At 60.5% G+C, this 14,636-nt stretch carries 15 protein-coding genes; 9 read left to right on the forward strand and 6 right to left on the reverse strand.

What is annotated here, in order from left to right; translation table 11 throughout:
* Nucleotides 1-53 precede the first annotated feature (53 nt).
* The 3 genes from upp to GJV78_RS06290 all read left to right on the forward strand — a co-directional run bounded on the left by upp (nucleotide 54) and on the right by GJV78_RS06290 (nucleotide 2,896).
* Nucleotides 54-680: a uracil phosphoribosyltransferase gene (gene upp, locus GJV78_RS06280; protein WP_155107523.1), complete on the forward strand. Its 627-nt coding sequence runs from the start codon at nucleotides 54-56 to the stop codon at nucleotides 678-680.
* Between the two features lie 85 nt (nucleotides 681-765).
* Nucleotides 766-2,055, forward strand: coding sequence for a uracil permease (gene uraA, locus GJV78_RS06285; RefSeq protein WP_155107524.1), 1,290 nt, complete (start codon nucleotides 766-768; stop codon nucleotides 2,053-2,055).
* Between the two features lie 139 nt (nucleotides 2,056-2,194).
* Nucleotides 2,195-2,896 (forward strand): DnaA inactivator Hda, encoded by a 702-nt coding sequence (locus GJV78_RS06290; protein WP_155107604.1) that lies wholly within the window; start codon nucleotides 2,195-2,197, stop codon nucleotides 2,894-2,896.
* A gap of 21 nt (nucleotides 2,897-2,917) precedes the next feature.
* Here the strand turns inward: GJV78_RS06290 and arsC are convergent, their stop codons facing one another.
* Complete coding sequence (gene arsC, locus GJV78_RS06295; RefSeq protein WP_155107525.1) at nucleotides 2,918-3,277, reverse strand: arsenate reductase (glutaredoxin); 360 nt, start codon at nucleotides 3,275-3,277, stop codon at nucleotides 2,918-2,920.
* A gap of 25 nt (nucleotides 3,278-3,302) precedes the next feature.
* The gene (bepA, locus tag GJV78_RS06300; protein ID WP_155107526.1) at nucleotides 3,303-4,766 is read right to left on the reverse strand and encodes a beta-barrel assembly-enhancing protease; all 1,464 of its coding nucleotides are present in this window, start codon (nucleotides 4,764-4,766) and stop codon (nucleotides 3,303-3,305) included.
* 214 nt (nucleotides 4,767-4,980) lie between these two features.
* Here bepA and GJV78_RS06305 point away from each other — a divergent pair, with 214 nt between their 5' ends.
* Nucleotides 4,981-6,045 carry an AI-2E family transporter gene (locus GJV78_RS06305; protein ID WP_155107527.1) on the forward strand — a complete coding sequence of 355 codons (1,065 nt, stop codon included), beginning with the start codon at nucleotides 4,981-4,983 and terminating at the stop codon, nucleotides 6,043-6,045.
* 48 nt (nucleotides 6,046-6,093) lie between these two features.
* On the opposite strand, the gene bcp is transcribed toward GJV78_RS06305, so the two are convergent.
* Nucleotides 6,094-6,564 carry a thioredoxin-dependent thiol peroxidase gene (gene bcp / locus GJV78_RS06310; RefSeq protein ID WP_155107528.1) on the reverse strand — a complete coding sequence of 157 codons (471 nt, stop codon included), beginning with the start codon at nucleotides 6,562-6,564 and terminating at the stop codon, nucleotides 6,094-6,096.
* Nucleotides 6,564-7,136: a glycine cleavage system transcriptional repressor gene (locus GJV78_RS06315; protein WP_155107529.1), complete on the reverse strand. Its 573-nt coding sequence runs from the start codon at nucleotides 7,134-7,136 to the stop codon at nucleotides 6,564-6,566. Before GJV78_RS06315 ends, bcp begins: the two co-directional genes overlap by 1 nt.
* Nucleotides 7,137-7,282: 146 nt before the next feature.
* Between GJV78_RS06315 and dapA the strand changes: the two genes are divergently transcribed.
* The 5 genes from dapA to GJV78_RS06340 all read left to right on the forward strand — a co-directional run bounded on the left by dapA (nucleotide 7,283) and on the right by GJV78_RS06340 (nucleotide 13,172).
* Complete coding sequence (gene dapA, locus GJV78_RS06320) at nucleotides 7,283-8,161, forward strand: 4-hydroxy-tetrahydrodipicolinate synthase (protein WP_155107530.1); 879 nt, start codon at nucleotides 7,283-7,285, stop codon at nucleotides 8,159-8,161.
* A gap of 16 nt (nucleotides 8,162-8,177) precedes the next feature.
* Nucleotides 8,178-9,212 carry an outer membrane protein assembly factor BamC gene (gene bamC / locus GJV78_RS06325; RefSeq protein ID WP_155107531.1) on the forward strand — a complete coding sequence of 345 codons (1,035 nt, stop codon included), beginning with the start codon at nucleotides 8,178-8,180 and terminating at the stop codon, nucleotides 9,210-9,212.
* A 186-nt stretch (nucleotides 9,213-9,398) separates the two neighbouring features.
* The gene (gene purC / locus GJV78_RS06330; protein WP_155107532.1) at nucleotides 9,399-10,151 is read left to right on the forward strand and encodes a phosphoribosylaminoimidazolesuccinocarboxamide synthase; all 753 of its coding nucleotides are present in this window, start codon (nucleotides 9,399-9,401) and stop codon (nucleotides 10,149-10,151) included.
* Between the two features lie 127 nt (nucleotides 10,152-10,278).
* A complete protein-coding gene (gene ypfJ / locus GJV78_RS06335; protein ID WP_155107533.1) occupies nucleotides 10,279-11,142 on the forward strand; it encodes a KPN_02809 family neutral zinc metallopeptidase in 864 nt (287 codons plus the stop codon).
* A 14-nt stretch (nucleotides 11,143-11,156) separates the two neighbouring features.
* Nucleotides 11,157-13,172 (forward strand): tRNA(Met) cytidine acetyltransferase TmcA, encoded by a 2,016-nt coding sequence (locus GJV78_RS06340; protein WP_155107534.1) that lies wholly within the window; start codon nucleotides 11,157-11,159, stop codon nucleotides 13,170-13,172.
* A 108-nt stretch (nucleotides 13,173-13,280) separates the two neighbouring features.
* Here the strand turns inward: GJV78_RS06340 and GJV78_RS06345 are convergent, their stop codons facing one another.
* Both GJV78_RS06345 and dapE read right to left on the reverse strand, forming a co-directional pair.
* A complete protein-coding gene (locus GJV78_RS06345) occupies nucleotides 13,281-13,481 on the reverse strand; it encodes a YpfN family protein (RefSeq protein ID WP_155107535.1) in 201 nt (66 codons plus the stop codon).
* A 27-nt stretch (nucleotides 13,482-13,508) separates the two neighbouring features.
* A complete protein-coding gene (gene dapE, locus GJV78_RS06350; protein ID WP_155107536.1) occupies nucleotides 13,509-14,636 on the reverse strand; it encodes a succinyl-diaminopimelate desuccinylase in 1,128 nt (375 codons plus the stop codon).

Here is a 14,636-nt window from a genome sequence, read left to right on the forward strand (position 1 = left end):
TATAATCCGGCGATTTTTTTTATGGCCGCCCCGTCTGAGGAAAGGAGAAGAGTATGAAGATCGTGGAAGTAAACCACCCACTCGTCAAACATAAGCTGGGTCTGATGCGTGAGAACGACATCAGCACCAAACGCTTTCGTGAACTCGCCTCGGAAGTCGGTAGCCTGCTGACCTATGAAGCGACTGCCGATCTGGAAACCGAAAAGGTCTTTATTGAAGGCTGGAACGGTCAGGTCGAAGTCGATCAGATTAAGGGTAAGAAAATTACCGTCGTGCCAATTCTGCGCGCCGGCCTGGGAATGATGGAGGGCGTGCTGGAAAACGTACCCAGTGCGCGTATCAGCGTGGTGGGCATGTACCGCAACGAAGAGACGCTGAAGCCGGTGCCCTATTTTCAGAAGCTGGTTTCCAATATCGACGAGCGCATGGCGCTGATCGTTGACCCAATGCTGGCCACCGGCGGCTCGGTTATCGCCACCATCGACCTGCTGAAAAAGGCCGGCTGCAGCAGCATTAAGGTGCTGGTGCTGGTTGCCGCGCCGGAAGGCATCGCCGCGCTGGAGAAAGCGCACCCGGACGTGGAGCTGTACACCGCATCTATCGACCAGGGGCTGAACGAGCACGGATACATTATTCCGGGGCTTGGCGATGCCGGCGATAAGATTTTTGGTACGAAGTAAGTGAATAAAAATAATTAGCCGACTTTAAGAGTCGGCTTTTTTTTGAATAAAACGCTAAAAATTATTCTACTCAAAGGAAAAAGCTATGACGCGCCGAGCTATCGGAGTAAGCGAAAGACCGCCGCTTTTACAGACGATCCCGCTTAGTTTACAGCACCTGTTCGCTATGTTTGGCTCCACCGTGCTGGTGCCGGTCCTGTTTCACGTCAATCCGGCAACGGTCCTGCTGTTTAACGGTATCGGCACGTTACTGTATCTCTATATCTGTAAAGGCAAGATCCCGGCCTATCTCGGCTCCAGCTTCGCGTTTATTTCGCCGGTGCTGCTGCTGCTGCCGCTGGGGTATGAGCTGGCGCTGGGCGGCTTCATCATGTGCGGCGTGCTGTTCTGCCTGGTCTCTTTTATCGTTAAGAAGGCCGGAACCGGCTGGCTGGACGTGATGTTCCCGCCGGCAGCGATGGGGGCGATCGTTGCCGTTATCGGTCTGGAGCTGGCGGGCGTGGCCGCAGGTATGGCGGGTCTGCTGCCCGCCGAAGGCCAGCAGCCGGATACGCACACCATCATCATTTCGCTGGTGACCCTGGCGGTCACCGTGTTTGGCTCGGTGCTGTTCCGCGGCTTCCTGGCGATTATCCCGATTCTGATCGGCGTGCTGGTAGGCTATGGGGTGGCGTTCCTGATGGGGGCCGTTGATACCACGCCAATCGTCGAGGCGCACTGGTTCGCTCTGCCGACCTTCTACACGCCGCGCTTTGAGTGGGTCGCCATGCTGACCATTCTTCCCGCGGCGCTGGTGGTCATTGCTGAACACGTCGGCCACCTGGTGGTAACGGCAAATATCGTTAAAAAAGATCTGGTGCGCGATCCCGGTCTGCACCGCTCCATGTTCGCCAACGGTCTGTCGACGGTGATCTCCGGCTTCTTTGGCTCCACGCCAAACACCACCTACGGTGAGAATATCGGGGTTATGGCCATTACCCGCGTTTATAGTACCTGGGTTATCGGCGGAGCCGCCATCTTTGCCATCCTGCTCTCCTGCGTCGGCAAGCTGGCGGCGGCAATCCAGATGATCCCGGTGCCGGTGATGGGCGGCGTGTCGCTGCTGCTGTACGGGGTGATCGGCGCGTCGGGTATCCGGGTGCTGATCGAATCGAAGGTGGATTACAACAAGGCCCAGAACCTGATTCTGACCTCGGTGATTCTGATCATCGGCGTCAGCGGTGCCAAGGTGCATATCGGTGCCGCCGAGCTGAAGGGGATGGCGCTGGCGACTATCGTCGGCGTCAGCCTGAGCCTGATCTTTAAGCTGATAAGCGTTCTGCGCCCGGAAGAGGAGATCGTCGAGGCCGACGATGAGGAGACGCCGCCGCGGTAATCCATAAACCGCTCCCCCCGGCAGCGCAAGCGCATCGCCGGGGGGAGCCGTCGCCGGGCGGCGTCGCTGCCCGGTTCTATCCCGGTGGAAAACTGTGGTAAACTCACCGCGATTTTGTGAATCCTGGATTGAGGTCTCTCTGAACACACCGGCACAGCTCTCTCTGCCACTTTATCTTCCTGACGATGAAACTTTTGCGAGTTTCTGGCCGGGGGATAACGCCTCTCTACTGGCCGCGCTGCAAAACGTGCTGCGCCAGGAACATAGCGGATATATTTATCTCTGGTCGCGCGAAGGCGCGGGCCGCAGCCATCTGCTGCACGCGGCGTGCGCGCAGCTCTCCCTGCGCGGCGACGCGGTTGGCTACGTGCCGCTGGACAAGCGCACCTGGTTCGTGCCGGAGGTGCTCGACGGCATGGAGCACCTGGCGCTGGTCTGTATCGATAATATCGAGTGCGTCGCCGGCGACGCGCTGTGGGAGATGGCGATCTTCGATCTCTATAACCGCATTCTTGAATCCGGGAAAACGCGGCTGCTGATCACCGGCGATCGCCCGCCGCGCCAGCTCAACCTGGGGCTGGCGGATCTCGCCTCGCGCCTCGACTGGGGGCAAATCTACCGGCTACAGCCGCTGTCGGATGAAGATAAGCTGCAGGCGCTGCAGCTGCGCGCCAGGCTGCGGGGCTTTGAGCTGCCGGAGGACGTGGGGCGCTTCCTGCTGAAACGTCTCGATCGTGAAATGCGCACCCTGTTTATGACCCTGGATCAGCTCGATCGCGCTTCGATAACCGCCCAGCGCAAGCTCACCATTCCGTTTGTGAAAGAGATCCTGAAGCTGTAAGCCCTGGCGGCGGCGTCAGGGTTAACCGAGAATATCCAGCACCTGCTCCGGCGGCCGGCCAATGCGCGCCCGGCCGTTGGCGACCACGATGGGGCGCTCCATCAGCTGCGGGTGTTCTACTATCGCCTGAATCAGCGCCTCCTCCGTCAGCTGCGCGTCCGCCAGATTCAGCGATGTATAGAGATCGTCCTTCTTGCGCAGCAGATCGCGGGCGCTGGCCATACCCAGCATCTGCAGCAGCGCCCGCAGCGTCGCCGCGTCGGCGGGCGTTTCCAGATAGAGCACCACCTCCGGCTCCACGCCGTTGTTCTTCAGCAGGTTCAGGGTTTCCCGGCTCTTTGAACAGCGGGGGTTATGGTAAATTTTTACCGCGTCTGACATCAGGTTTTCCTTATTAGTTAACGGGTTATCTCTTCGTGTACGGCTTAAAACGTTCCTGCAGGCGGTTCAGCTGGTCAATACGCGCGTCGTAGCGCGCCTGCTGCTGGCTGCCCAGCTTTGCCAGGGAACTGGCGGTGCTGAGCAGGCCGATCGCCTGTTCGAGTTGCCCCGCAAGGGCGTAGCTCTCCGCGCGCGCCGCCAGCTCCTGGTCGCGATGATTCAGCGCCGCCTCTACCTGCGCCAGCAGATCCCAGCCGTTGCTGTCCTCTTTATGGTTAAAGGTATAGCGATTAAGCAGCGTCTCGGCCTCCTGGGCCCGCCCACCCTGTAGCAAAGCGTTGGCCAGGTTCAGCTGCAGCACCGGGCTTGCGCGCAGGTCGCGGGCGTTTTGCAGCCGGGCGATCGCCCCGGCGAACTTCTTCTGGCCGAGGTCGATATCCGTGGCCAGGTCAAGATACCAGACGCTGTTCGGCTCGGCCGACAGCAGCGGCTGCAGAAGCTTTTGCGCTTCGTCGTACCTGCTGGCGTTCATCGCCAGCAGCGCCCGACCGTACTGCGCCGCGCGCTGCTGGCGGACGTTTCCCTTTGCCCATTCCGCCAGCATGTCGCTGGTTAACTGGTTGCGTCCCGAATTGTACATACCAAGGGCCCGCGCCTTTGCCAGCCAGAACGCTTCGGTTGACTGGGTGACCACCGGGCGCATCTGATTGGCGCGGTTGCGGGCGTCCGACAGGCGGCTCTCTGGCAGCGGGTGGGTCAGCAGAATTTCCGGCGGCCGCGTGGAGTAGCGCGCCTGTTCCAGCAGTTTTTCAAGAAACGTCGGCATCGCCTGGGGATCGAAGCCGGAACGCTGCAGCACCTGAATGCCGATGCGGTCCGCCTCCTGTTCGTTCTGCTGGGTAAAGCTGATCGTTCCCTGGCGCGTTCCGGCCAGGGTGCCGGTCAGCGCCGCCATTCCGGCCTGTGGGCTGGCCATCGCCAGCAGTATGGAGCCCAGCGCGCCGACCCAGGTTAGCGGGGCGCTGCGCTTTTGATCTTCCATCGCGCGCGCCAGATGGCGCTGGGTGACGTGGGAAATTTCGTGCGCCATCACCGAGGCCAGCTGGCTTTCGTTATCCGCGTAGCGAAACAGGGCCGAGTGCAGCACCACGTTGCCGCCAAAGAAGGCGAAGGCGTTAATTTCGTCATTATTAATCAGAAAAAAATGGAACGGCGTTTTCACCGAGCTGGCATGGCTCACCAGACGCATTCCGAGGGCGTTGATATATTGCCCGAGCAGCGGATCGTTGATGAGCGGCGCGCTGCCGCGCAGCTGGCGGACATAGTAGTCCCCCATCTGCATCTCCTGGCCGATGGAGAGCGTACTCGCCGCAGAGGTCCCCATGTCGGGCAAGGTATCCTCAGGGGCCGCAAAGGCCGGGGAGATCTGACCGATGGTCAGCGCAACGATAAGCGCTATCGCCCGCTTTTTCTGCAACTGCCTGAACATAGCCTCTGTCCTGTCTGTTCTAAGATGTTGGTTTGACCGACGCCGGGCCGTATCGTTCACGCCGCGCCCGCTGCGGCGCACTCCGGCGCTAAATACCCGCGTAAATGGCCCCTCAGTTTCCAGGATTGCTAATAAAAAGCGAAGTCTTTTTTGAGACGCTTCGATACAATTCGTTATCGTTATCCCGCAATCAGAGGTTCAGGAAAAGGTTTCTATGCTTGACATGTTAATGCAATGGTATCGCCGTCGCTTTAGCGACCCGGAGGCGATCGCGTTGCTGGTTATTCTGGTCGTCGGATTTTGTATTCTTTTCTTCTTCAGCGGGCTGCTGGCTCCGCTGCTGGTGGCGCTGGTGCTGGCTTATCTTCTTGAGTGGCCGACGACGCGGCTGGAGGCGGTCGGCTGCTCCCGACGCTGGGCGACCACCATCGTGCTGGTGTTTTTCGTCGGCATTCTTCTGCTGATGGCGTTTGTCGTGTTGCCGGTGGCCTGGCAGCAGGGGATCTACCTGATTCACGACATGCCCCGTATGCTCAATAAGCTTTATGACATTGCCGCTACCCTGCCGCGGCGCTTTCCGGCGCTAATGGATGCGGGCATTATCGATGCGATGGCCGAAAATATGCGCAACCGGATGCTGACGCTTGGGGATTCGGTGGTGAAGTATTCGGTGGCCTCGCTGGTTGGCCTGCTGACGCTGGCGGTCTGGCTGGTGCTGGTGCCGCTGATGGTTTTTTTCCTGATCAAAGATAAGGCGCAGATGCTCCGCGCGGTGCGCCGCGTGCTGCCGCGTAATCGCGGGCTGGCGGGGCAGGTCTGGCAGGAGATGAATCAGCAGATCACCAACTACATTCGCGGCAAAGTGCTGGAGATGGTGGTGGTGGGCGTGGCGACCTGGCTCGGTTTTTTGCTGTTTGGTCTGAACTACTCGCTGCTGCTGGCCGTGCTGGTGGGGTTCTCGGTGCTGATTCCTTATATTGGCGCTTTTGCGGTGACCATTCCGGTGGTCTGCGTGGCGCTGTTTCAGTTTGGTCCCGGCACCGAGTTCTGGAGCTGCTTTGCGGTCTACCTGGTGATTCAGGCGCTCGATGGTAACCTGCTGGTGCCGTTGCTCTTCTCCGAGGCGGTTAACCTGCACCCGCTGGTGATCATTCTGTCGGTGGTGATTTTCGGCGGGCTGTGGGGCTTCTGGGGCGTGTTTTTTGCCATTCCGCTGGCGACGTTAATCAAGGCCGTGATCCATGCCTGGCCGGACGGACAGCTGACGGAAGAGGCATAGCGACGAAGAGCGTACAAACGCAGCGCTGGCCGCCAGCGCTGCGGGGGATCAGGCGTTCTCTTTCAGCCAGTTCAGCACCACCTCGTGGTGATTGCTGGTCTTAAAATCGTTGAATACGTGCTCCACTTTCCCATCCGCGCCAATCAAAAAGCTGATGCGGTGGATGCCGTCGTAGGTTTTACCCATAAAGGATTTTTCACCCCAGACGCCGAACTGCTCGCAGACCTGGTGGTTTTCGTCAGACAGCAGCGTAAAGTTAAGCAGCTCTTTTTCCGCAAAGCGGGAGAGCTTTTCCGGCCTGTCGGTGCTGATGCCCAGCACGTCCACGCCCGCCTTTTTTAATTCATCCATGTTATCGCGCAGGCCGCAGGCCTGCACGGTGCAGCCGGGCGTCATGGCCTTCGGGTAGAAGTAGACCAGTACGCGCTCTCCCTGGAAGTCGGTTAAATTTACTTGTTCTCCGTCTTGATCCGGCAAGCTAAATTTCGGTGCGATGTCACCGGCTTTCAGTGGATTCATTACTTAACTCCATCCTGTTCATCATGTTGTGAATAATTGACAACGTTAATACTGCCCTGCGCGTTGAGTTCTGTACATAGCGCCTTAAAGGCCTGCTCAATTTTTGCCGGATCCTGCGAGGCCGGACTGTGGGCGGTGATCTGAATATACAGCCGTGCGGGCTGGTCGTTTTCCGCAGGCTGGGTACGCGAAACCAGCTCGGCGATGTTCATACGATGGCTGTCGAAAAGGGCGGTAAATCGTTCAATTAAATGTGGGGAATCCGCCACGTCGACCTGCACCCAGACCGTTACGGGCAGGGGGGGACGGGGACGGGCGGCCGTGCGTTTCATCACAATCAGGAGATCCAGCTCTGCGCCCTGCAACGGCAGGGTTGATTCGATCAGGGTAATGGCGTTCCAGGTGCCCGACAGCAACATGATAAAGGTAAACTCCTCCCCCAGCATGGCGAGGCGGCTGTCTTCAATGTTACAGCCGCAGCTGCTGACGTGGCGGGTAATGGTGTTCACAATCCCGGGGCGATCGGCACCCAGCGCAGTGATAACCAGATAATGTTGCGATGAAGGTGTCAAACCTGTTCTTCCTAATGAGCGGTGAGGTAATCATAAGGAAAGCATAAAAAAAACCGGCATACAACAGTCAGAACGGCTCTGGTCACTTGCTTTTACTGGCGGACCAAACGTACCATTGAGGCACTTGTTTGCACAGAGGATGGCTCATGTTCACGGGAAGTATTGTCGCGCTTGTTACGCCGATGGATGAAAAAGGTAACGTCTGCCGGTCAAGCCTGAAAAAACTGATTGATTATCACGTCGCCAGCGGCACCTCGGCGATCGTCTCCGTTGGCACCACCGGCGAGTCCGCCACCCTGAGCCATGATGAGCACGGCGACGTGGTGATGATGACGCTGGAGCTGGCCGACGGGCGCATCCCGGTTATCGCCGGCACCGGTGCCAATGCGACCGCAGAAGCCATCAGCCTGACGCAGCGCTTTAATGACAGCGGTATCGTCGGCTGCCTGACGGTGACCCCTTACTACAACCGCCCGACCCAGGAGGGGCTGTTCCAGCACTTCAGGGCCATCGCGGAACACACTGACCTGCCGCAGATTCTGTATAATGTTCCCTCCCGGACGGGCTGCGACATGCTGCCTGAAACCGTTGGTCGCCTGGCGGAACTGAAAAATATTGTGGCAATCAAAGAGGCCACGGGGAACTTAAGCCGGGTTCATCAGATCAAAGAGCTGGTTTCAGACGACTTTATTCTGCTCAGCGGCGATGATGCGACCGCGCTGGACTTTATGCAGCTCGGCGGTCACGGCGTGATCTCGGTGACGTCCAACGTTGCGGCGCGCGAGATGGCGCAGATGTGCGGGCTGGCGGCGGCAGGACGTTTTGCCGAGGCGCGCGTGATTAATCAGCGTCTGATGCCGTTACACAACAAACTATTTGTCGAACCCAATCCAATCCCGGTGAAATGGGCATGTAAGGAGCTGGGTCTTGTGGCGTCCGACGCGCTGCGCTTGCCGATGACGCCGATTACCGACGGTGGTCGTGACGTTGTCAGAGCGGCGCTTAAGCATGCCGGTCTGCTGTAAAGTTTAGGGAGATTTGATGGCTTACTCAGTACAAAAATCGCGCCTGGCGAAGGCCGCGGGTGTTTCGCTTATTATGCTGCTCGCCGCCTGTAACTCTGACTCGCGCTACAAGCGCCAGGTGAGCGGTGATGAATCCTACCTGGATGCCGCGCCGCTTGCTGAACTGCACGCCCCGGCCGGGATGATCCTGCCGGTGACGAGCGGGGACTACAGCATTCCGGTGACTAACGGCAGCGGTGCCGTCGGTAAAGCGCTGGATATTCGTCCGCCGGCCCAGCCGCTGGCGCTGGTGAGCGGGGCGCGCACGCAGTTTGCGGGCGACACCGCAACGCTGCTGGTGGAAAACGGCCGCAGCGAGACGCTGTGGCCGCAGGTAGTAAGCATTATTCAGTCGAAAAACTATGCGATTGAGAAACGCGACGACGCCGGCCAGAGCCTGACCACCGACTGGATTGAATGGCACCGTCTGGATGAAGATCAGCAGTATCGCGGGCGTTATCAAATCTCCGTTAAGCCGCAGGGCTACCAGCAGGCGGTAACGGTGAAGCTGGTGAACCTGGAGCAGGGGGGTAAACCGGCGGCGGATGCGGCTTCGCTGCAGCGCTACAGCACTGAAATGATCAACGTTATCTCAGCGGGTCTTGATAAGAACGCCGCCGACGCGGCGAAGGCCGCGCAGAACCGCACTGATTCCACCATGGACGTGCAGAGCGCCGCCGATGACACCGGCCTGCCGATGCTGGTGGTCCGCGGGCCGTTTAACGTGGTGTGGCAGCGCCTGCCGACGGTGCTGAATAAGGTCGGCATGAAGGTCACCGACAGCACGCTCGCCGAGGGAAGCCTTGCCGTAAGTTATTCCCCACTCTCCGATGACGAATGGCAGGCGCTGGGTGCCCGCGATCCGGGATTGGTTTCCGGTAACTATAAGCTGCAGATTGGTGATTTAGGCAACCGTAGCAGCATGCAGTTTATCGATCCGAAGGGGCATACGCTGACTCAGAGCCAGAACGACGCGCTGGTCGCCGTCTTCCAGGCCGCGTTCAGCAGGTAATATCAGAAGGCCGGAGCAATCCGGCCTTTTTTCTGCCGGGCTACGCAAACGTGTGCGTCGGCAGCAGCAGCCAGATTTATCGTCAGTTCGCGCGCAAAATCCGGTTCGGCCAGCGTTATGCCGCCGTCCGGCAGCGGCGCGGAAAAAATGCAGTTTTATCGTTAATTCACACCCAGGAGTAATAAGATGCAAAAGCAAGCTGAGTTGTATCGTGGTAAAGCGAAAACCGTATACAGCACCGAAAACCCGGATCTGTTGGTGCTCGAATTTCGCAATGATACGTCAGCAGGGGATGGCGCGCGCATTGAACAGTTTGAGCGCAAGGGCATGGTGAACAATAAGTTTAACTACTTCATCATGCGCAAGCTGGAAGAAGCGGGCATCCCCACCCAGATGGAGCGTCTGCTCTCTGATACCGAATGCCTGGTGAAAAAGCTGGATATGGTGCCGGTAGAGTGCGTGGTGCGTAACCGGGCGGCAGGCTCGCTGGTGAAGCGCTTAGGGATTGAAGAGGGTATCGAGCTGAACCCGCCGCTGTTCGATCTGTTTCTGAAAAACGATGCGATGCACGATCCGATGGTCAACGACTCCTACTGTGAAACCTTCGGCTGGGTGAGCAAAGAGAACCTGGCGCGAATGAAGGCGCTGACTTACAAAGCTAACGAGGTGCTGAAAAAGCTGTTTGACGACGCCGGCCTCATCCTGGTGGACTTCAAGCTGGAGTTCGGCCTCTACAAAGGTGAGGTGGTGCTGGGTGATGAATTTTCGCCGGACGGCAGCCGCCTGTGGGATAAAGAGACGCTGGATAAAATGGACAAAGACCGTTTCCGCCAGAGCCTCGGCGGGCTGATTGAGGCCTATGAAACCGTCGCGCGTCGCCTGGGCGTGGAAATAGACCAGGCTGTGTCTCTTAACCGGGCGACGCTCACGAACGATTAAGGGGCATAGCCTAAACGCCATTCGGCCGGGGAGTCTGCCCCGGCCCGTTTCTCTCGCTTTTTCCTGTGGTAAACTCTCCCCGAACCGCCTACGATCAACTTATTACGCAACAATTATTGAGGTTAATATGCGCTGGCAAGGGCGTCGGGAAAGTGACAATGTAGAAGACAGGCGCGGCAGCTCCGGCGGCCCGAATTTTGGCGGGCCGGGCTTTCGTTTGCCGCGCGGCAAAGGCGGGCTGGTCCTGCTGATCGTCGTGCTGGTCGCGGGCTACTACGGGGTGGATTTAACCGGCCTGATGACCGGCCAGCCCCTTACCCAGCAGCAAATGCAGGGCTCCATCAGCCCCAATGAGGATGAAGCCGCGAAGTTCACCTCGGTCATTCTGGCCACGACCGAGGATACCTGGGGAGAAGAGTTCCAGAAAATGGGCCGCACTTACCAGCCCCCTAAGCTGGTGATGTACCGTGGTGCCACGCGCACCGGCTGCGGCACCGGCCAGTCGGTTATGGGGCCGTTTTACTGTCCGGCCGACGGCACGGTCTATATCGATCTCTCCTTCTATGACGAAATGAAAAACAAGCTTGGAGCCGACGGCGACTTCGCCCAGGGTTACGTCATTGCGCACGAGGTGGGGCACCACGTCCAGAAGCTGTTGGGCATCGAGCCGAAGGTGCGCCAGCTGCAGCAGAATGCGTCGAAGACGGAGATAAACCGCCTTTCCGTACGCATGGAACTGCAGGCGGACTGCTTTGCGGGCGTCTGGGGGCACGGTATGCAGCAGCAGGGCGTGCTGGAGTCCGGCGATCTGCAGGAGGCGCTGAACGCCGCCGAGGCTATCGGCGACGATCGCCTGCAGCAGCAAAGCCAGGGGCGCGTAGTGCCGGACAGCTTTACCCACGGCACCTCAGAACAGCGCTACAGCTGGTTCAAACGCGGTTTCGACAGCGGCAATCCGGCGCAGTGTAATACCTTCGGCAAAGGCTTTTAAGCGCCGAGGTAAAGATGGCGAACAATGAGGCACCGCTGGCGCTGACCGCGCAGATGGTGCGTGAAGGCATTCGTCGTCTGCTGGTGCTGAGCGGCGAGGCGGCCTGGTGCCGGACGCAGGCGCTGCGCCTGCGTGAGCAGCTTCCCGGCGACTGGCTGTGGGTGGGGCAGGAGGCCCCCGTCGCGCCGGGCTGCACGCCGCAGGCGCTGCAGACTTTACTGGGGCGCGAGTTCCATCACGCGATTTTTGACGCCCTGACGGGATTTGACGCGGCGGCCTTTGCCGCCCTGAGCGGCACGCTGCGGGCGGGAAGCTGGCTGGTGCTGCTTACGCCCGACTGGCACGAGTGGGAACAGCTGCCGGACGCCGACTCGCTGCGCTGGAGCGACACCCCCCAACCCATACCTGGCCCTAACTTCATCCATCGCCTGAAGCGTATCATTGGCGACGACCCTGAGACCCTGCACCGGCGGCAGCATCAGCCCTTCTCATGGCCGACCCGGTCTCCGCGCCCCGACTGGCGTCCGGCGACCGGCGAACCGCAGCCGGAGCAGACGACGATTTTGCAGCAGCTTGAACAAATGCCGCCCGGCGTAGCGGCGGTTACCGCCGCCCGCGGCCGCGGCAAGTCGGCGCTGGCGGGACAGCTGATTTCCCGGATTGACGGGGCGGCGATCGTCACCGCGCCGGCAAAAGCGGCGACGGAGGTGCTGGCGCGCTTCGCCGGCGACCGCTTTCGCTTTATCGCCCCCGATGCGCTGCTGGCCGGCGAGGAGAGCGCCGACTGGCTGATTGTGGATGAGGCTGCCGCCCTTCCTGCCCCACTACTCTACCGTCTGGCGACGCGATTTCCCCGCACGCTGCTCACCACCACCGTACAGGGCTATGAGGGCACCGGGCGCGGCTTCCTGCTGAAGTTCTGCGCCCGCTTCCCGCAGCTCCGCCATTTTTCGCTGCACCGGCCGGTACGCTGGGCGGCGGGCTGCCCGCTGGAAAAGGCGATCAGCGACGCGCTGGCCCTTGACGATGACACATTCGCCCTCGCTCCCCAGGGGGAGGTCACGATCGCGGCGTTTAGCCAGACCGCCTGGCGAACGCTGCCGGAGGTGCCGCTGGCGGCCTGGCGGCTGCTGTCCGGGGCACATTACCGCACCTCTCCGCTGGATCTGCGGCGCATGATGGACGCGCCGGGGCAGTTTTTCCTGCAGGCGGCCGCCGGAGAGCGGGCGGCTGGCGCGCTCTGGCTGGTGGCGGAGGGGGGCCTCTCCGCGCCCCTGAGTCGGGCGGTCTGGGCGGGCTATCGTCGGCCCAGGGGGAACCTTGTTGCCCAGTCGCTGGCGGCGCACGGCGGCGATCCGCTGGCGGCGACGCTGACCGGCCGGCGAATCAGCCGTATTGCGGTGCACCCTGCCCGCCAGCGGGAGGGGACGGGGCGGTGGCTGGTGGCCGAAGCCTGCCTGCACGCCGCCGGATGCGACTATCTGTCCGTCAGCTTTGGCTATACGCCGGAACTGTGGCGCTTCTGGCAGCGCTGTGGGTTCACGCTGGTGCGCATGGGCAACCACCGGGAGGCGAGCAGCGGCTGCTATACGGCAATGGCTCTGTATCCGCTCAGCGAGGCGGGTGCGCGGCTGGCGCAGCGCGAGCATCGTCGTCTGCGTCGCGATGCGCCAGTGCTCGCCCGCTGGAACGGCGAGGCGATTCCGGTTGAGCCGCTGGAGGAGGCCGGGCTTGATGATGAAGACTGGCTTGCACTGGCCGGCTTTGCCTTCGCCCATCGTCCGCTGCTGACCTCAACGGGCTGCCTGTCCCGGCTGCTTGATGGTTGCCCGCTGGTGCTGCCCGCGCTGCGCGGCAGGCTGCAGGAACAGGTCAGCGAGGCCAGGCTGTGCGCGGCGCTGCAGATTGCGGGGCGTAAGGCTCTGCTGGTTGTCCAGCGGGAGGAGGCGGCGCGGGCGCTGTTGGCTCTTGACCCGGCCCGCGCGCAGCGGCTGCGCGAGTGCGTTACGCAGTGGCAGGGCGTTCACTGACGCCGACTATCCTCTCCACATACCGAAGTTTGCCACGACGGCGGCGGAAGAGAGCTGGCTGCCGTCCAGGGAGAGCGGATAAGGAACTTTATCCAACGGTTATAGCGGCTATTTTTTCGGACGATCCTGCTGCGGCCAGTCGTCCTCGTCGTCCCACTTGTCGTTGCAGTCGCGATGCGGAGGCAGCTCCGGCCGGTTGGCAAGAAACTTCTTGTGGTCGACGCGCTTGAGATCTTTAATCACGTTCAGCAGGACGCCCACCAGGAACACCAGCACCAGAATCCACCAATATTTCGTCAGCCAGTCCATGCAGTTTTCCTCTTTGTGAAACGCCCGTCAGGCGACAAGCTGTTCCATGATGCGTTGATACATACGGGCAAGCAGCTGCAGATCGGCGGCGTTAACGCATTCATTTATTTTATGAATGGTGGCATTCACCGGCCCAAGCTCCACTACCTGCGCCCCCATGCGGGCGATAAACCGCCCGTCGGAGGTGCCGCCCGTGGTTAATAGCTGCGGTTTGATTTCATTATAGTGCTCAATGGCGTTTGATACCGCATCCACCAGCCTGCCGCGCGGCGTCAGGAACGGCTGACCGGAAAGCCACCACTCCACGGTATAGCGCAGCTGATGCTTATCAAGCAGCGCCAGCACCCGGGATTTTATCTTTTCATCGGTCAGCTCGGTGCTGAAGCGGAAGTTGAACTGTACGAACAGCTCGCCGGGGATCACGTTGTTGCTGCCGGTGCCGGCCTGAATATTGGCGATCTGCATACTGGTCGCCGGAAAGAAGGCGTTGCCCGTGTCCCATACGGTCGCCACCAGTTCATTGAGCATTGGCGCGGCGCGGTGTACCGGGTTATCCGCCAACTGAGGGTACGCCACGTGGCCCTGCACGCCGTGCAGCGTCAGGTTACAGGTCAGCGAGCCGCGGCGGCCGTTTTTCACTACGTCGCCCACCGCGGCGGTGCTGGAAGGCTCGCCGACCAGACAGTAGTCCAGGCGCTCATTGCGCGCCATCAGCGCTTCGACCACCTTAACGGTGCCGTTTTTTGCGCTGGCCTCTTCGTCGGAGGTAATCAGGAACGCCAGCCGCCCGCGGTGGTTCGGGTGCTGGGCGACAAAACGCTCCGCCGCCACCACCATCGCCGCCAGCGAGCCTTTCATATCCGCCGCGCCGCGACCGAACAGCATACCGTCGCGGATGGTGGGTTCAAACGGCGGGTTAATCCAGCGATCGGCGTCGCCGGCGGGCACCACGTCGGTATGGCCGGCAAAGGCCAGCGTTTCGCCCTCGCCGCGCCACGCCCAGAAGTTTTGCGTGTCGGCGAAATCCATACGCTCAACGGTAAAACCGATAGCGCGCAGGCGTTCAATCATTATCGCCTGGCATCCTGCGTCATCCGGACTCAGGGAAGGGCGGCGAATAAGCTGCTGGGTCAGCTCAATAACCGGGCATGACAT

Origin of the sequence: Intestinirhabdus alba (assembly GCF_009711095.1) — a bacterium.
GTDB lineage: Bacteria > Pseudomonadota > Gammaproteobacteria > Enterobacterales > Enterobacteriaceae > Intestinirhabdus > Intestinirhabdus alba.